Source organism: Paenibacillus sp. V4I9 (genome assembly GCF_030817295.1).
GTDB lineage: Bacteria > Bacillota > Bacilli > Paenibacillales > NBRC-103111 > Paenibacillus_E.
Genome location: NZ_JAUSZE010000001.1, coordinates 7,921,269 through 7,937,650, shown reverse-complemented (window position 1 = coordinate 7,937,650; position 16,382 = coordinate 7,921,269). Strand labels below are relative to the sequence as shown.

At 47.6% G+C, this 16,382-nt stretch carries 16 protein-coding genes and 1 pseudogene; 8 read left to right on the top strand and 9 right to left on the bottom strand.

Annotated features, from left to right (window positions below):
* Nucleotides 1-12: 12 nt before the first annotated feature.
* Nucleotides 13-924 carry a sensor domain-containing diguanylate cyclase gene (locus tag QFZ81_RS36585; RefSeq protein ID WP_307435664.1) on the bottom strand — a complete coding sequence of 304 codons (912 nt, stop codon included), beginning with the start codon at nt 922-924 and terminating at the stop codon, nt 13-15.
* Nucleotides 925-1,245: 321 nt separating this feature from the next.
* Between QFZ81_RS36585 and QFZ81_RS36580 the strand changes: the two genes are divergently transcribed.
* A complete protein-coding gene (locus QFZ81_RS36580) occupies nt 1,246-1,947 on the top strand; it encodes a response regulator transcription factor (protein ID WP_056833708.1) in 702 nt (233 codons plus the stop codon).
* Here the strand turns inward: QFZ81_RS36580 and QFZ81_RS36575 are convergent.
* The gene (locus QFZ81_RS36575; RefSeq protein WP_307435671.1) at nt 1,944-2,681 is read right to left on the bottom strand and encodes a DUF554 domain-containing protein; all 738 of its coding nucleotides are present in this window, start codon (nt 2,679-2,681) and stop codon (nt 1,944-1,946) included. The genes QFZ81_RS36580 and QFZ81_RS36575 overlap by 4 nt on opposite strands.
* A 123-nt stretch (nt 2,682-2,804) precedes the next feature.
* Here QFZ81_RS36575 and QFZ81_RS36570 point away from each other — a divergent pair, with 123 nt between their 5' ends.
* From QFZ81_RS36570 to QFZ81_RS36550, 5 genes are all read left to right on the top strand, one after another.
* Nucleotides 2,805-3,038 carry a hypothetical protein gene (locus QFZ81_RS36570; protein WP_307435674.1) on the top strand — a complete coding sequence of 78 codons (234 nt, stop codon included), beginning with the start codon at nt 2,805-2,807 and terminating at the stop codon, nt 3,036-3,038.
* 90 nt (nt 3,039-3,128) lie between these two features.
* The gene (locus QFZ81_RS36565; RefSeq protein ID WP_307435677.1) at nt 3,129-3,770 is read left to right on the top strand and encodes a thiamine diphosphokinase; all 642 of its coding nucleotides are present in this window, start codon (nt 3,129-3,131) and stop codon (nt 3,768-3,770) included.
* Between the two features lie 107 nt (nt 3,771-3,877).
* A complete protein-coding gene (locus QFZ81_RS36560; protein ID WP_307435679.1) occupies nt 3,878-4,150 on the top strand; it encodes a helix-turn-helix domain-containing protein in 273 nt (90 codons plus the stop codon).
* 159 nt (nt 4,151-4,309) lie between these two features.
* A complete protein-coding gene (locus tag QFZ81_RS36555) occupies nt 4,310-5,383 on the top strand; it encodes a polysaccharide deacetylase family protein (RefSeq protein ID WP_307435682.1) in 1,074 nt (357 codons plus the stop codon).
* A gap of 93 nt (nt 5,384-5,476) precedes the next feature.
* Complete coding sequence (locus QFZ81_RS36550) at nt 5,477-5,926, top strand: PilZ domain-containing protein (protein WP_307435685.1); 450 nt, start codon at nt 5,477-5,479, stop codon at nt 5,924-5,926.
* On the opposite strand, the gene QFZ81_RS36545 is transcribed toward QFZ81_RS36550, so the two are convergent.
* The 4 genes and pseudogenes from QFZ81_RS36545 to QFZ81_RS36530 form a co-directional block, all read right to left on the bottom strand.
* A complete protein-coding gene (locus tag QFZ81_RS36545; protein ID WP_307435688.1) occupies nt 5,919-6,410 on the bottom strand; it encodes a GAF domain-containing protein in 492 nt (163 codons plus the stop codon). The two genes, QFZ81_RS36550 and QFZ81_RS36545, sit on opposite strands and share 8 nt — an antisense overlap.
* A 222-nt stretch (nt 6,411-6,632) precedes the next feature.
* Nucleotides 6,633-6,761: pseudogene (gene araD / locus QFZ81_RS36540) on the bottom strand (L-ribulose-5-phosphate 4-epimerase); the annotation flags it as partial.
* 118 nt (nt 6,762-6,879) lie between these two features.
* On the bottom strand, nt 6,880-8,109 hold the full coding sequence (locus QFZ81_RS36535) for an S-layer homology domain-containing protein (protein WP_307435692.1): 1,230 nt from the start codon (nt 8,107-8,109) through the stop codon (nt 6,880-6,882).
* 222 nt (nt 8,110-8,331) lie between these two features.
* The gene (locus tag QFZ81_RS36530; RefSeq protein WP_307435695.1) at nt 8,332-8,781 is read right to left on the bottom strand and encodes a hypothetical protein; all 450 of its coding nucleotides are present in this window, start codon (nt 8,779-8,781) and stop codon (nt 8,332-8,334) included.
* A 410-nt stretch (nt 8,782-9,191) separates the two neighbouring features.
* Here QFZ81_RS36530 and QFZ81_RS36525 point away from each other — a divergent pair, with 410 nt between their 5' ends.
* Nucleotides 9,192-9,758, top strand: a complete 567-nt coding sequence (locus QFZ81_RS36525) for an RNA polymerase sigma factor (RefSeq protein ID WP_029196193.1) — start codon at nt 9,192-9,194, stop codon at nt 9,756-9,758.
* Entirely contained in the window at nt 9,745-11,067 is a 1,323-nt protein-coding gene (locus QFZ81_RS36520) for a hypothetical protein (protein WP_307435698.1), read from the top strand. Before QFZ81_RS36525 ends, QFZ81_RS36520 begins: the two co-directional genes overlap by 14 nt.
* Nucleotides 11,068-11,095: 28 nt before the next feature.
* Here the strand turns inward: QFZ81_RS36520 and QFZ81_RS36515 are convergent, their stop codons facing one another.
* From QFZ81_RS36515 to nirB, 3 genes are all read right to left on the bottom strand, one after another.
* Nucleotides 11,096-11,623: a YfiT family bacillithiol transferase gene (locus QFZ81_RS36515; protein WP_307435701.1), complete on the bottom strand. Its 528-nt coding sequence runs from the start codon at nt 11,621-11,623 to the stop codon at nt 11,096-11,098.
* Between the two features lie 192 nt (nt 11,624-11,815).
* A complete protein-coding gene (gene nasC, locus QFZ81_RS36510; RefSeq protein ID WP_307435704.1) occupies nt 11,816-13,951 on the bottom strand; it encodes an assimilatory nitrate reductase catalytic subunit NasC in 2,136 nt (711 codons plus the stop codon).
* Between the two features lie 9 nt (nt 13,952-13,960).
* Entirely contained in the window at nt 13,961-16,339 is a 2,379-nt protein-coding gene (gene nirB / locus QFZ81_RS36505) for a nitrite reductase large subunit NirB (RefSeq protein WP_307606697.1), read from the bottom strand.
* Nucleotides 16,340-16,382 lie beyond the last annotated feature (43 nt).

Below are 16,382 nucleotides of genomic sequence, written 5' to 3'. Positions count from 1 at the left end.
GAGTAACGGTTTCTAATAAAACTGGTAGTGGTTACGGCCTTTGCCCTTCACTTTATATAGGGCAATATCTACTTCTTTCATCATACTAGTCGCATCGGTTTCTTCCGAGCGATACATTGTTATCCCCATACTGACTGTTGCGCGAAACTGCTGCCCCTGGATGTCCCATGGCTGTTCAAAACACTGAATGATGCGCTGGGCGACACTTTCCACATGTTCCTTACAATCCACCGCGGGTAATAAAATGGTGAACTCGTCGCCTCCCATGCGGGCGAACATATCAACCTCACGGAGACATCCTTTGATGCGGTGTGTGAAATCCTGCAAGAATGCATCTCCTACATCATGACCCATCGTATCATTAATCACTTTGAAATCATCTATGTCTAAGTATAAAAGTCCAAACGGTCTCTTCGTTCGATTAGCTTGCAAAAGCATTTGCTGCAGATGCTCCTTAAACATTCGCCGATTAGGCAAACCTGTCAGAGGATCATGAAAAGCCATGGCGATAAGACGGCTCTCTTGATTTTTGCGCAGCGTGATATCTGTAAGAACGAAAGAAATCTCGGCTAGAACACCCTCATCATTTCGAATTGGAATCGCTGTACACTCGAACCAGATGATATTCTTACTAACACCTCTCGCTCGAAATTCTAGCTTACTGCTGCTGCAAGTTTGCAAGGTTTTGATAAACATTTTATGTAAATCCATACCATATTCAGAATCGATAAAATCCACCATTTGCTGAAAGTCACTAGGTATAAATCCTATTACCTCACTAAAACTCTTCGAGGCGTAGGTCAATTTTCCATAAACATCAAAAATGCTAAACAGATCCCATGCCTGCTCGATGAATTGGCGTACGAATCTATCCTTCTGTAACGATGAATGTTTGGCAATATCCGAATCAGCCTTATGACTCATTACTTCGCAGCCCCTCTCGTGCTTTCTACATAGAGACTTAGGTAGATTAGCATGGGAACATAAAGATTCAATTAAGTTCATCCAAACTTTTCGTCAATCGAAGTCGAAATATGACTATTTTCATACACTTTTCACATTTATCGGGATATAGAGGCAGATCAAAGTACCTACTTCGGAGTAAGAACCGTACCAAATCTCTTTATCTGTCAATAAAAGGATAGAAATGTCTAGGAGAATCGTTCTATAATGAAGGTAACATGTTAGAGCGGGAACACCGTTCTTTCTACCACAGCTGTTCCGTTACTGAGGAGGATTTCTAGTATGGCAGGAGAAACTATTTTAGTCGTTGATGACGAGCAAGAAATTGTCCAATTGATTCAACTCTACCTAGCGCGGGAAGGCTATAAAGTCATCAGCGCCAATAACGGTCACGATGTATTTGAGATCGTGAAGGAACACAAGCCCGATCTTATTATTCTGGACATTCTATTGCCAGGACTTGATGGTATAGAAGTTTGCCGACAGCTTCGCAAAACGAGCAATACGCCGATCCTGTTCATCTCCTGTAAGAGCGAGGATATCGATATTATTCTCGGATTAAGCATGGGCGGCGATGATTATATGACGAAGCCTTTCAGCCCTAGTCAGCTCGTCGCTAGAGTCAAAGCTCATTTACGTCGAAATTCCATTCGAGAGCAGCATCAGGATGATCCTCAGTTGGTGAAATTCCCTGGCCTCGAAATCGATCTGGTCAGCCACATCGTTCGCGTGAATGGACAGACCATCTCGTTATCGGCCAAAGAATTCGATTTACTTTCCTTAATGGCTAAAACCCCTAATCGGGTGTACAAAATCGAGCACCTGTTTGAACTTATATGGAGCCTGGACAGCATGGGCGATCCACGAACACTCATTGTACATATTAGTAACCTGCGTAAGAAAATTGAATCTAACCCAGCAGAGCCTCGCTACATTATTACGGTTCGTGGTGTCGGATACAAATTTAACGGTTCGGCCGTTTAGAACAGTCGGCTAAACCATACGGTGAAATAATGCTGCAGAGGAACCGCTGCTGCCCCTATGACAAGTGCTGGAAGCATGTTGGCTACATTCATTTTTTTAATTTGGAGAATGTTGAGGCCTACGCCGATAACCAGGACGCCACCCACAGCTGTAATTTGGACGATCATAGCATCTAGGGACGCCTGGCTAAATGCCATCGCAATAAACGTCGCTGCCAGAGCGATGACCCCTTGCATCACGAACACGGACACAGCCGAGAAGATCACACCTATCCCAAGGGTAGATGCGAAGATAATGGATAAGAATCCGTCCAGCAATGATTTGGTATATAAAATATCATGATTATGCCTAAGGCCGCCATCGAGCGGACCCAGAATCGCCATAGCTCCAATGCAATAAACCAAGGTGCATGTCACGAAGCCTTCCGAGATACTGCTTGTAGGATGTGCAGAAGAATCTTTGCGCAGCAGCGCCTGCAACCAGTCACCTAGCTGCCCAAGTCTGTACTCGATTCGCAGCAACTCTCCAATGATACCTCCAATAACTACACTCATAATGACCAGTACGATTTGATTCGACTTTAATGCCATAGTAATGCCCAGCACAGTAATGGCGAGCCCAAGGCCCTGCATAACTGTGCTTTTTATGCCTTCCGAGATGCGGGGCAGCATCATTCCTAATAATCCCCCAATAATAATGGCGATTGCATTCACAATCGTCCCCCATAAAGCCATGCTGATTCATTCCCTTTCTGCCTTCTAGTCTGTGACAACCTTCTCATTCTACATGATTCTACTCATAATTTCCTCCATCGTTGGAAATGGTATGAATAAGCAACAGGAAAGGAGGAATACAGCATGTCTAATGACAAATCGATGGATCCCATGACTGGCGACACGGTTGAGACGGACGGTATTTATGCCAATGAAGCAGGACGAGAGGTTACGCTCAAGCGCGGCGACGAGTTTCCCGCCGATCTTACTTTGGGTCGAACGACTTGGGAATTGAAGGGCTTCGCCGATGAAGCCGTAATTGATCATGACCAGTCTGAGCTTAACCCTATGCGCAAGCGCGTGGACGCGAGAACCTAATCATAGAACCGGGCTGTGATTCATGCAGCTCGGTTTTTGCCTGCGTATGATATACTAAGGGGATGATATCCAAGCGTTGGGGGAACAAGCATGAACGGAAAACGAATTATCATTGTAACTGGAGGGACACTCGGGGATTGGGCCCTTGGAGACATTCATGAAGATGACGTTCTCGTAGGGTCGGACCGTGGTGCCCTTTATCTGATTCAACATGGCTATACGCCGCATATTTCACTCGGTGATTTCGATTCTGTCACTCCCGAAGAGTTGAGCCGTATTCGCTCTTCCAGTCTCACTTTCATCGATTGCGATCCGGTCTTCAAGGATTTAACCGATACCGAAATGGCCTTTAACTGGGCACTGGCTCAGCAGCCAGATCATATCGTCCTGCTTGGCGCGCTCGGCACACGCTTTGATCACTCGTTAGCCAATGTACATCTGCTTCGCAAAGGCACAGAGCAAGGCGTCTCTTGTTCCATCGTCGATGCCAACAATCAAATCATTGTCATTAACCAATCCGCTCGTATATTACGGGGGAGTTATACACATATATCCTTGCTGCCGCTTAGCTTGGAAGTAACCGGCATCACGCTGCACGGTTTCCAATATCCGCTTCAACAAGCGACTCTTCAGATTGGACAGTCCCTTGGAATTAGTAATGTACTTAAGGACTCGGAAGGGCTCATCGAACTCCAAACAGGCTTATTACTTGTTATTCAAAGTAAAGATTAAGCAAAAAATTTTAAAATTAGACAATCTCATGTGAATCCTATAGTGGATAACTCTGTTACAATAAACTGTATGCCATAAATTAATTAAGATATTGAGGTCGTTCAAGCATGCAGCATGTACAAGAGAATCCGGTAAAGAACCTTCACCATAAGAGTGTGCAATCCGTCATAACCCAATTTGCAGCATTACATGTACTTACGAACCGAGAAGCCGAAATTATAGGTCTTATCGCGCTCCATGGCTACAGTAACAAAGAAATAGCTGATCATTGCAACATTAGCGAAAAAACAGTTAAAGTCCATATTGATAAAATTATGGATAAAGTCGGGACTCGATCGATGCGCAAGCTTCTAGCTGCCATCATCAGCAACGCGGTTTAACACACGCGCCAAAAACTGCTATTCGAACTGGAGACAGTTTGGATAGCCGTTTTTTTATATTAGGGAATCTATCTAACCGGCTAAACTAGGTATATTTCTCCCAACCTTTGCTTACAAATAGAGTAATAGATTATTCCTCTAGAAATGGTTGGTGTGCCTATGAACTACCAAAGAAAGAGAATCCTTATTTATTCGGTACTAGCCGGTCTATTTACTATACTTCTCCTACTCGTATCCATTGGCCTTAGCTCCTCGGGATACCGGTTATGGGGATCTTCAGCAGCTCCAGCGTTGGTCGATTATCAGGTCGATGCTCAAATCGACGAATCTCCATCCCAAGCTCCGGTCGAGGTCTATACCTTTGTCGAGGACAAGCCCGTTCCAAGCTTAGAAATAACGCCAGATCTTCCTCTCATAGAGGAACCCAAATTGCCTGCGGCCTCCACTGTTACATTGGATACTTACGTTCCCGTTCCCGCTCCTGTTCTCGCTGCCACTCCCTCGGCTGCTTCCGAAATTAAGGGGACTATCCAATCTACAACAAAACCAGCACCTATGCCGTCCAAAATCAGCATCCCCGTCCTCAACTACCACAGTGTCACGATTGACCCAGGGAATGTTGTCGTTATTTCCCCAGCCAAGCTCGAAGAGCAGCTGGCGTATCTTCACAACCATGGTTTCACCCCAGTCTCTCTCACTACTTTTATTAGCCTTATCGAAGGAAAAGGCGTCGAGGCGGCTCCAGAGAAACCAGTGCTGCTAACTTTTGATGACGGATACATCGATAATTATGAGCAAGCGATGCCTCTACTTACCAAATATTCCTTCCCAGCTACCCTCTTTATTTCACCAGGTACGAGCGATCAGGAAGGTTACCTGAACTGGGAACAGATCAAGAAGATGCAAGAAGCCGGCTGGGACATTCAACCTCATGGGATGACACACCCTCATCTCCCTCAGCTTTCCGCGGATCAACAAGCCTACGAAATCTTGGAAGCCAGAAAGCAAATCGAGGAAAAGCTCGGAACCAAAGCTGATGTGTATTGCTACCCTTATGGCGAATATAACAAAACGACGTTGAAGCTTCTTAAGGATCATGGATTTCGTTATGCTTTTACGATTGAACAAGGCTATGCGACAAACCAGCAGTCCCCTTATCTGCTCAAAAGACTTTTTATCAACGGAGAAGAAAGCCTGAAATCATTTATTCGCAAGCTTTCTACACACGATTAGGTAGCATTATTTTCAAATTCATCAAATGAAAGGCAGTTCAAATTAATCATCAATATAGTATAATGGACCTATCAACCATGAGGAGCAGTAAGTATGTCACAAGCAAATAAGCGCTCCAGCTTCCGACTCAATCTTCAAATTCCTTTATCAGCCTTGTTCAAAATCATTGGTATCAAAAACAAGGCAGCTGACACCAAACATTCTAAGATTATGATAAGAGATATTAGCTCAGGCGGTATACGTATTCACACCCCATTGAATCTTCCTATCGATATGAGTTTACTGCTGGAGTTCACTTTTCATCTTTTTCATCAAGAGATCAAAGTATTGGGTGTCCTCACACGAAAAACGATGCTGAAGCCATCCCTCTATGAATATGGGATTGAGTTCAGCATCGCAGATCCAATTATGGAACAGCAGCTTACCAGTCATCTGATCTTATTAGGTGCTCGTTTAAAACATAACAACATGCTGGCTAGCTGCAGCTTCTGTTCCGATGAAGATATGGCAGATATTTTCTCTGCCACCTATGATATTACATAGCAGCTGCAAGCTTTTGTACAAATTGTTCCAAGTACTGCTGATCGATGTCATCAAATCGGCTCTTGATAGGACTATCAATATCCAGCACCCCGATGAGCTCATTTCCTACAAGGATCGGTACTACGATCTCCGATTGTGATGCCGCGTCGCAGGCAATGTGTCCTGGAAATGCATGCACATCTGGAACAAGTAGCGTTGCCCGACGTTCAGCTGATGTACCGCAAACGCCTTTGCCCAGTGGAATTCGTACACAAGCCGGAAGTCCTTGGAACGGCCCCAGCACGAGCTCCTTCTTGTCACTTGTCTCATCTAATAAATAAAAACCTACCCAATTCACATCACTCAGAAATTGTCCGAGCAGTGCAGCGGCGTTAGCCAAATTCGCAATGCGATTAGGTTCGTCATGTATCAAAGCTTCAACTTGCTGAATCAGCAAGGCATAATTATGTTCTCTTGTTCCCTCATAACTTGATTTCGTAAACATCTCTCGTCATCCCTCTTCCCCAAATCATTTACCTGTTTATCATACCAAAAAATAACCTTCCTTCCCAAATGTAAAAAAAGGGCTGGTTGGTTCACACCACTGCGATAAGCTCAAAGCAAAAAGGACAGTCGGCATCGTATGCCAACTGCCCTTTTTTATCTGTTGCTCCGCATCAACCTTGACAACCACCCACGTCCCCAAAGGACGTGCAGTCGCTTATCCTTACTGCCCGTAATAAGCGTTCGCGCCGTGCTTCCTTAGGAAGTGTCGATCCAGCAGCTTTTGGTCCATTGGCTCTACCGAGGGGTTCAAGTTGTAAGTACGGTAGGCAATCTTCGCGACCTCTTCCAGTTATGTACATATGATTTCATATTATACACTTGTATGTACATGTTATCCAGATATCCGTGATATAAAGTTTTTTACAAACGACTTGTATGTACAGCTTCTAAACACTTTATATGTATATTTAGGAATGAATAATTGAAAAAATAATCGTTTTCCCATCTGGTTCTAACCGAGTTTCAACAGAGTAGCTCCCGATTTGTTTCGTTGTGGTTTCGAGAACACCTTTAGCCGCTGCGCGTTCACAAGCATCAGTAAACTGGCGATAGAAGATGTCTGCGTCATAGCCAAAAAGGAAATCCGTGAACTTCCGAATGCTCTCCGTATTGCGGGCTAGTGTCCCGTTTTCTAGGTGCACAGTCACTCCGTAGGTTATAAACTGCGGATCTAACCATAAGGACACTTCATTGCTGTTGCGTACCTCGGTGGTCGCACCGCTCATCGCCAGCCCTTTAGCCTCGGCATCTCGGAATAAGCGCAGCGTTGTTTCTTCAAGGTCATAATTTGCACCTCGCAGCTTGCCCGCTTCCTCCATCACATCGTAGGCTTGCAGCATGCGCTGATTGGGGAATACCAACTTCTTATAGCTGCCATCCTTCGTCGGCACAACTTTGATGAACGCTTCACTTCCGCTGTTCACACTGATGCGCTTCGACTTCGTCTGCAAACGAGCAATGATTTGCAGCGCTTCAGCCCGGGTAACCGTTCGTCCAACGCCGAAGTAACCGTTCGGGTAGCCTTCCATAATTCCCTTCGTCATGGCCTCGCCGATAAATTTCTGCTGTCTGGCCGTCGCACTTTGAAGATCACCGAATTGTGAAGCTGCTTTGAGACTGTACACTTCATCTTCCAAATACTCGGTTTCCTTGAGTAAATAGTACAGAATTTCGGCCACATCTTCGCGTTTTAGCATTGCCTTGTAGTCACTGAACTGACCTTTGCTTATAAAATGAAGATCACTGGCCAAATCCAAATAAGGTTTTGCCCAATATCCGACCGTGTTCGGTTTGAACGTGAAATCCCGATAATCCTGGTGCAAAATACTTTGGTTGCTCGCGCTAAGCGTTTGCAGAAAGCTCGGTTTCCATTTGCGCTCGCCATTCGGATATTTATCTGTAAAAGCGAGCAATACGATTTTCACAAATTGATCAGCAGTCACAGAATCATCTGGTCGAAAAGTCCCATCAGGAAAGCCATCCAGTAACCCCTGCTGCACCATCTGACTAATCGTCTGCTCCGCCCAATGGCCACGAACGTCCGTCATACCAGCTGCTTCACTCTTCCCTTGTACGACACCTATTGTCATTACGCAACATACCGTTGCAATTGCAAGCCATTTATTGAGCTGTAACATCTTATTACTCTCCGCTTCTCCATGAGTTTTTGGCATCGTTTACACCAGTCTTTAGGATAAGCCTTCTACAATGCTTTGAGAACAGGCTTAAAGCCTAGTGATCCAAGGTGCCAAGAACTATCCACCAATGGGACTATAGCCATAGGGATAGGTATGAAAAAGGACCGTGCTTCTACACATGTAGAAAACACAGTCCTTGCCTTCCAATGAAAAACGGCTCATTTAGCCGACCTTTTTCCCAGCACCCACGGTTATAACTGAATTATAATAGCGCAGCCAATCTGTTATGTACAACATTTTGGTCAGGAAATCTGGCGCATTACCCTGCAGACTCGCATACTTTTCCTGCTGCAGCAGTTTATGCATTTCCCAGCTTTTCACAAATATAGCTTTAATGAAAGCTTCCTCCGTTTGGGGCTTATGTAGATCCGTTCCGCGCGAGAGTTCGATTTCCTCGATAATAACGCCTCGATAATAAGGATGTACGTTCACTAATTGTCCCATATCAATGTAAGCGAGACCTGTAAATTCGAAAGGCAGCCAAATTAAATTCGTCTTCCTGTCTTCCAGTTTAACTGTATAAGCTAAGCCCAAGTTCAGAGCAATCGGCTGCGGAAAGTTCTTAATTTGACCAGACCGCAAATGATCCACTATATGCTCAACGAAATTCATGGTGTTCTCCCTCTCCGAAGGACCTGATCTTGCATCCAGTGTCCTTTCTTCATATTGCGCGTTAATGCCTTCTATTGTCAAGACACCTCATGAACAAGCATACTTTCTCATCCTCTTTAAATATGTGGTGCTCTTACACTTTGAACCAAATCAGCTTGATTACTGTATAGTATGCCTACCATGCTTTTTAAAGATAAGGCAATCTTTTCGTTGGTCATATTATCCGTTTGTTCATTTCTCTCCCTTAAAGCAAATCTCCTCCAGATTTCGAGCTATAGCCATTTTTCAAATTACACATAGAAGTCCGACTCATCTGCCAGTTCACTCACGAATCCTATAAGGCATGTTTTTTTTTTATAAAAATACGAACTTTTTTGTACTTGTAACGTCTAATTCAGAGAGGTGAGAGAATGGAGACGACCGGTGTCCATGTATTTGATTACTTAAAGTACGTATCTGAAACAACGGATCAGAAAGTGATTCTTCGTAATATAATGGAAACTTATGGGAATGACGTATGGAATTATGCATTTAGCATTTGCCGTAATTCAGATTTAGCAGATGACATTACGCAGGATGCTTTCTTAAAAGTATATCGCAATCTTACTACATTCCGCGGTGAAGCTTCGGTCAAAACCTGGCTGCTTACCATTACACGTAATACCGCATATGACTACTTACGTAAAGCATTTTGGCGCAAAGTTACACTTGTTGGCTTCATTCAATCTGCAGGCACATCACAATCGGCAGAAACAGAAGCGATGGAGAAATTATATGCTAGTGATATATGGAAAAAAGTGATATCTCTGTCCCCAAAATACAGAGAAATTTTAATTTTGCATGCCCATTATCAGCTCTCAACGAAAGAAATGGCTGCCATCCTTAACATCTCGGAGGGAACCGTTAAATCCCGACTTCACCACGCCAGACTCAAGGTGATCAGTTTGAAGGAGCGTGAAGCGCTTGAAAACTCCTGATCCGGATGATTTACATAAGCAATTGGAATCAGGACCGCTTAAGCAATCTGGCTTTACTTCCAAGCTTCAGGGTGAGATCGAGGAAGCCATTGAGCGGAAGGAACGAGCGAAGCCGAAGGTAAAGCCCCTACTCTGTTTCGCCGGACTCGGTGCAATAGCTGCTGCGTTACTGATCTTCCCATGGCGTACAATTCATACTCAAAGTGATGCAGCTCCTGCAATGGATGCTTCTGTTACGACGGCAGCGTCCACTAGTTCGTCCCCTGCCCCAATAAGCACCGCACTGCTTATTGGGCTAAGGACCGAGCGTGAATCTAACAATACGGAGGCGCAGCATGCTTTAGGACCCATTCGTTACAGTACCTATCGAACAATGCTTATCGCACCAGTTCGCGGCCAACTGCAGAAGACGTCCGAGGGCACGGGAATTCTCATGCCTTATAAGCAAAATTTTTGGAAAATCGATTCCTTAGTTCACAAAACAAAAACAGACGAGTTCCACTATTTATCTGCTCATTTAGCTGATCAGCCCGTGAAACCAGAAGTGTTCCCCGATCAAGCTGATGAACAGTTAAATCGTGTGGAGACCCTGTTATTCGCTGGGAATCAATATGTTTCCATCAGTGAGTCAGAGGAGGCTTGGCGAGGTAATGCCCCTTATCAAGCGGAACGCATCTGGGTTCGTACCCTCCCACAATTAAAAGAAGGGCATACTGTGCAGTTCTATAACAAACCGGTGGACAAGAACCATGTTTCGATCACCGATTTATATGGCAGCAGCAGTAGCAGTAGCAACATCCTTGCAAATGTACCGACCAGCTCTACCAAATTGCTTGGTGAGATTACAGGCCAAAGCTGGACCGTTCAGCGTGAACCAGGCCGCTGGGTCGGCAAGGTCGCCGAGACGCCGCGAATTAGCGCAGTGACGCCTGATAACTACGTCCTGCACGACTTCCCGCGCGAGCTGCCTGATAAAGTCATCAATCACGATGATCTTTGCTGCTCATGGAGCACCATTCAGTCTTCGTGGCCGCTAGCGACTGATGCGTTAACATCGCCGATGAATGATATGATCGTCATCTTCGAGAACGGCAAGCTCAAGTTCTACCCTTACGGGCAAGCGCCAGGGAATGATCCACAACTAACCTTGGACCTTCAGCCCGGCGAGAAGCTCGTTATGGCGCAGTGGGCAACCGATCACTACGTACAAGAGTGGATCGATAAAGTCGGCCGTTATTTGAGTGATGATACGGCTGAATCAAGCATCAGTGACGAAATGGATAATGGTAGAGTCGAAAAAACCCGCTAAGTCCTGTGACTTAACGGGTTTTCGTTGTTTACCAGCCCCTGCGAGCGCGCAAGCTCGTGATGTGGGCAATATGATGATTACCATGCCATGCGTAATTGCCAACGTTCCAATCCAGTCGAATCGTCTTCCCTGACTCAGGATGCACGAATGCACGTGCAAACTGCTCATGCTGCATATCGTGCAGAACAATCATCCAGCGGCTGTGCAATGCATCAAGCAAGGTAAGCGATAGCTCCACCGGAGCAGACTTGCCATCGCTAAGCTCAGCCCAGCGCTCCTCGTAATAAGGTCTGATCGTCGGCTCTTCCTCCGTCAATGCCAGCTTAAACCTCGTGTAGCTGTTCATATGGCTGTCTGCGACGTGATGAACGACTTGCCGCAGCGTCCACCCTCCTGGGCGGTAAGGCGTATCCAGCTGCTCGTCAGATAGCCCAGTAACCGCCTCACGCAGCTTACTTGGCGTCGACTTGATGTCAGCCATCCACTCTTGCAGCTGCTCCCCTGAAATTTCACCTTCGTGTACAAACAATCCAATAGGGTAGCGCAAATCATCCATATGACCAAACCTCCAGCATCTTTTCCTCTATTATAGCGGAGTTTTGCTAGGCTGCCCATCTGCGCTCATCCTATCCCGATCATCTCCCACTCGGAGAAGACGGCCGTTGCTGCTAAAAGCTTGGGTTGAAACGAGATAAAACCGACCCTTAGTGGAGGCTAACAAAGCTCCAACAGGATCGGTTTCATGATATTAAGCATATTCCGAAACTAACGAACTCACCTTTACTGCACAAACTTTAAAACCTGGCATTTTACAGGTCGGATCGAGCGCGTCATGTGTAATTTTATTGACGTTCTGCGTATCACCCCAATGCATCGGAACGAATATGGTGTCTTCCCGAATGTCGCTGCTGAACCTGCTGCGTACATAAATCGTGCCGCGTCTGGATTCCAACTTGACGAGAGTAGCATCTTCGATGCGGTACTTCTTGGCCGTCTTCGGATGAATCTCCATGAAAGACTCCACGTCATGCGCCGCCAAAGAATGACTTCTTCTTGTCTGCACGCCAGTCAAATAATGCGTAAGCACACGACCGGTTGTGAGGTATAGCGGATACTCCTCACTGACTTGCTCTTTCGGCAGATGATTCTCCACAGAAGTCAGCAGAGCTTTGCCTTCCGGAAGCGGAAATGACGATTCAAACAACCGCTTCGCACCGGGATGCTCCAGCTCCGGACATGGCCAGTACACCCCCTCTTCCTTCCGTAAGCGGTCATACGTAATGCCATAGTAGTCTGCTGCACCGCCTCGACTGGCTAAGCGAAGCTCATCAAAAATGTCTTCGACGTCTGCGAAGTTGAAGTATTGACCTTTGCCCAGCCTATCTGCCAAATCACAGAGAATCTGCCAGTCATGCTTCGCTTCACCCGGCGCAGGCCGGCCGGCTTCCCTCAGCAGCACGCGTCCTTCGAGGTTGGTCAGTGTTCCTGCGTTCTCCAGATAAGCGGAAACCGGTAAAATCAGATCCGCGAGCAATGCTGTCTCTGACATAAGGAAGTCGGCTACGACAAGGAAATCGAGCTTCTTCAGCCCTTCTTCGACGAAGTTAGCGTTCGGATTGGAGACGAGCGGATTGGAGCCCATAACGAACAAGGCGCGAATCTCCTGCTCGTAGACTTTCTCCATCATCTCGTATGCGGAGACGCCTTTGCCAGGCAGATCACCCGGATCAATCCCCCAAACACTCGCAACATAAGCGCGATCCTCAGGGTTCTCTATCAGGCGATAGCCCGGAAGCTGGTCAGCCTTCTGTCCATGCTCTCTTCCGCCCTGGCCGTTCCCTTGACCGGTGACAGCGCCGTAGCCGCAGCCCGGTTTGCCGATTTTCCCTGTCAGCAGAACAAGGTTTAGGAAGTTGCGAACCGCCATATGCCCGTCTGTTTGCTGCTCAACGCCTCTCGCTGTGAACACCATGCCTGTGGCCGCTTTACCGTAAGCCAGCGCCGCCTTGCGGATCAACTCAGCAGATACGCCGGTTAACTCAGCAATTTCACCCAGATCAAGCGATTCCAAGTGAGATTGCAGTTCCGCAAAGCCTTTGGTACGCTGTTGGACGAAATCTCGATCAATCAACCCTTCTTCAAGCAGAATCTTGAGCATACCGTTAGCCAATGTCGCATCCATACCCGGCTTCACTCTCAAATGCAGATCCGCGATACGGGTTGTACCGGTTTCCCTCGGGTCGATCGCTATGATGAAGGAGCCCTTCTCTTTTGCTCTTGTAAAATACGGCATAAGTGTCGGCTGACACTCCGCAATATTCGTCCCTGCCAGTATCATGCAATCGGCCATTTCAATGTCCGACAGCTGATTTGTCAGACCACGGTCGATGCCAAATACTTTGACACCAGCCGAAGCCGCTGCCGACATACAAAACCTGCCGTTATAATCAATATATTTCGTCTGCAGTGCAACACGAGCGAATTTACCCAACAAATAAGCAGATTCATTCGTCAGAGAGCCCCCTCCGTAAAGGCCAACTGTATGATTGCCATACTGACCACGAAGCTCAGTAAACTTGCTGACGATTTGATCATATGCGTCCTCCCACGATATACGGACGAATTGACCATCCTTCTTCATCATCGGATGCAGAATGCGCTCTCCTGTAAGTACGTGCTGGTAAGCATTCATGCCTTTTATACAAAGTCGCCCTTCCGAAGCCGCATTCGGTTTCGGAACGACCGAATAAGTCGGACGCCCCTCTGCGGCGCCTCGTTCTTCGATCACCTGCATTTTACACTGTACGCTGCAGAAAGGGCATTGAGTATCCATCACACGAAGAGAACCAGTACCACCTTGTTCTTGTTCTAATAATTGACTCATACGCTCAGCTCACCTTATCAAAGCAGCCGTCGGCTGCGGATTTACTTGCTTCTGTTTCGTAACCTGGAGCTCCACATTCATTCTCGCGATCAGTTCAGCACGGAACAGGAGATTGAACAATCCTTCTCGCAGCTGTGTAATGCCTATGCGTTCGATCCACTGTGCTGTCGTTTCACCGTAATTTGCCTCTTCGCGATACCATTGGAGGAAAGCCGCCGACAGCTCTAGAACCGCGTCTTCTGAAGATTCCATACACAGCAGCTCTCCTTGACGGAGCTTTGCTCCCCCACTGCCGCCAACGTAGATTTCCCAGCCACCCGGCACGCCAACAACGCCAAGATCCTTGACAAGCGTCCCCGCGCGGTGCAGAGGGCTTGCTGAGACAGCTGCGCTCACGACAGCCGGCATTTGCAGGCGCTCCAATCTGTATTCGAGGCTGGCGCCCAGCCCGATGGAGTCCTGCAGAGCGCTTGGATCGTATCCGATACCAGTGCATGTCGCAACGGAAGCGATGGTTTTGCCATAGGCCGGAGTCGCTGCATCCGGCTGTCCAAGCTCCGTACCGACGGAGCTTACATACCCTGCATCGATGCCCAGGAGATCCAGATGCGCGCCGCCGGTCAGCTTCACCAGCGGAATGTTGTACTTGTCGACCACATCCGCGATTCGCCTTAGCTGCTCGGCGCTCGTAACGCCGCCGTACATACGGGGCCGGGCAACGTACGTGCCGTCGGCGAGCAAGCTCGCCGCTGGAGACGCCGGAGCCGCTCCAGCACCCGCGTCGTCTGTCACAGCGCCAAGCGCTTGGCCGACGTAGTATTGCAAGGCCGGACGACACACTGCGCAGCCGTCCGCCTTGTTCCAACCCAGCGCGTTCATCGCTTCGCGCACCGTGGCAAACCCTGCGCTGCCCACAGCCGCGCGCAGCTCGTCATGGCTGTGCGTTGTACAGCCGCAAACCGTCTCCTTCGGCGCTGCCGGCGCATCCTTGCTCTGCAGCGCCAGCTGCAGCATCGCGGATACGAGCGGCTTACAACCGCCGCATGTGCTCGATGCGCGCGTGCAGGCGCGAACGTCTTCGACACTTTCGCAGCCATTCTCGCGAACCGCATCCATGATCGCGCCCTTCGTTACACCATTACAGGAGCATACGGTCGCGTTAGGAGACAGCGATGCCGCATACGCTTCATCCGCACCTCCTCCTGCTGCTTCTTCCTCCAGCACGGACACTTCCGCTTGCTGCTTGATGTAACCAAGCAGCTTGTTGCCCTCGCTGCTGTCTCCGAACAATACCGCTCCGACAATTTTGTTGTCGCGAATGGCAATTTTTTTATACGTGTTATGAACGCCGTTGATCTCTTTGAGTGAAGTGGTAATCTCGGAATCGCGAATTTCTCCGGCCGAAAACACCTCAACCCCGGATACCTTCAGCTGCGAATACAAAATTGAGCCTGAATAGCCTTCGGTATCAACGCCGCAAATTCTCTTCGCCAGCACTTTACCCTGATCATATAACGGTGCTACGAGACCGTATACCATTCCACGGTGCTCCGCACACTCCCCAACAGCATACACGTTAGGCACATTCGTCTCCATGAAATCATTAACAACAATCGCCCGATTCGTTTCCACGCCGCTGTCTGCCGCAAGCTTGATGTTCGGACGCACACCTACCGCAATAACGATAAGATCGGCCTCTACTTTGCTTCCATCCTTGAACTGCAGACCTTCTACACGTTTTTTACCGATGATTTTTTCCGTCTGCTTTTCAAGCAGAAAGCGCATCCCCTGCTTTTCCAGCTCCTTACGCAGCATATTCGCCGACGTCGGAGTCAGCTGACGCTCCATTAAATAATTGAAAATATGCACTACATGGACTTCCATGCCCAGATTAAGCAGACCACGCGCCGCTTCCAAACCAAGCAGACCGCCTCCGATAACGACGGCTTTTTTATATGATTTAGAAGCTTCCAGCATTTTGTTGCAATCGTTAATATCCCGGAAAGCTGTCACGCCCGGTTTATCCGCCCCCGGCAGCGGAAGCATGAACGGCAACGAACCAGTGGCGAGGATGAGTTGATCGTACTCAACAGTACGCCCCTTTTCACTGATTACCTGCCGCTTTGCCGTATCGATGCTGACAACCGGATCACCTGCATACAGTGTTATGCCGTTATCTTCATACCATTGCCAGTCATTAATGGTAATATCATTTACCGTTGTGTCGCCCTGAAGCACCTTGGACAGCATGATGCGGTTATAGTTCGGGTGCGGCTCGCCGCCGAAAATCGTAATCTCGAAACGATCGGGAGCTAGCCCCAGAATTTCTTCCACGCAGCGTACTCCGGCCATACCGTTACCGATTAAGACAAGTTTTTGTTTCCCCATATATGCTTGACCTCCACGTTTCCATGCTGAAGTTCCATCCCCG

Coding starts and splice junctions, on each gene's coding strand:
- QFZ81_RS36580 (WP_056833708.1), top strand. CDS start 1,246: ATGGCAGGAGAAACTATTTTAGTCGTTGATGACGAGCAAGAAATTGTC.
- QFZ81_RS36565 (WP_307435677.1), top strand. CDS start 3,129: ATGAACGGAAAACGAATTATCATTGTAACTGGAGGGACACTCGGGGAT.
- nirB (WP_307606697.1), bottom strand. CDS start 16,339: ATGGGGAAACAAAAACTTGTCTTAATCGGTAACGGTATGGCCGGAGTA.
- nasC (WP_307435704.1), bottom strand. CDS start 13,951: ATGAGTCAATTATTAGAACAAGAACAAGGTGGTACTGGTTCTCTTCGT.
- QFZ81_RS36560 (WP_307435679.1), top strand. CDS start 3,878: ATGCAGCATGTACAAGAGAATCCGGTAAAGAACCTTCACCATAAGAGT.
- QFZ81_RS36530 (WP_307435695.1), bottom strand. CDS start 8,781: ATGAATTTCGTTGAGCATATAGTGGATCATTTGCGGTCTGGTCAAATT.
- QFZ81_RS36525 (WP_029196193.1), top strand. CDS start 9,192: ATGGAGACGACCGGTGTCCATGTATTTGATTACTTAAAGTACGTATCT.
- QFZ81_RS36575 (WP_307435671.1), bottom strand. CDS start 2,681: ATGGCTTTATGGGGGACGATTGTGAATGCAATCGCCATTATTATTGGG.
- QFZ81_RS36555 (WP_307435682.1), top strand. CDS start 4,310: ATGAACTACCAAAGAAAGAGAATCCTTATTTATTCGGTACTAGCCGGT.
- QFZ81_RS36550 (WP_307435685.1), top strand. CDS start 5,477: ATGTCACAAGCAAATAAGCGCTCCAGCTTCCGACTCAATCTTCAAATT.
- QFZ81_RS36585 (WP_307435664.1), bottom strand. CDS start 924: ATGAGTCATAAGGCTGATTCGGATATTGCCAAACATTCATCGTTACAG.
- QFZ81_RS36545 (WP_307435688.1), bottom strand. CDS start 6,410: ATGTTTACGAAATCAAGTTATGAGGGAACAAGAGAACATAATTATGCC.
- QFZ81_RS36535 (WP_307435692.1), bottom strand. CDS start 8,109: ATGTTACAGCTCAATAAATGGCTTGCAATTGCAACGGTATGTTGCGTA.
- QFZ81_RS36515 (WP_307435701.1), bottom strand. CDS start 11,623: ATGGATGATTTGCGCTACCCTATTGGATTGTTTGTACACGAAGGTGAA.
- QFZ81_RS36570 (WP_307435674.1), top strand. CDS start 2,805: ATGTCTAATGACAAATCGATGGATCCCATGACTGGCGACACGGTTGAG.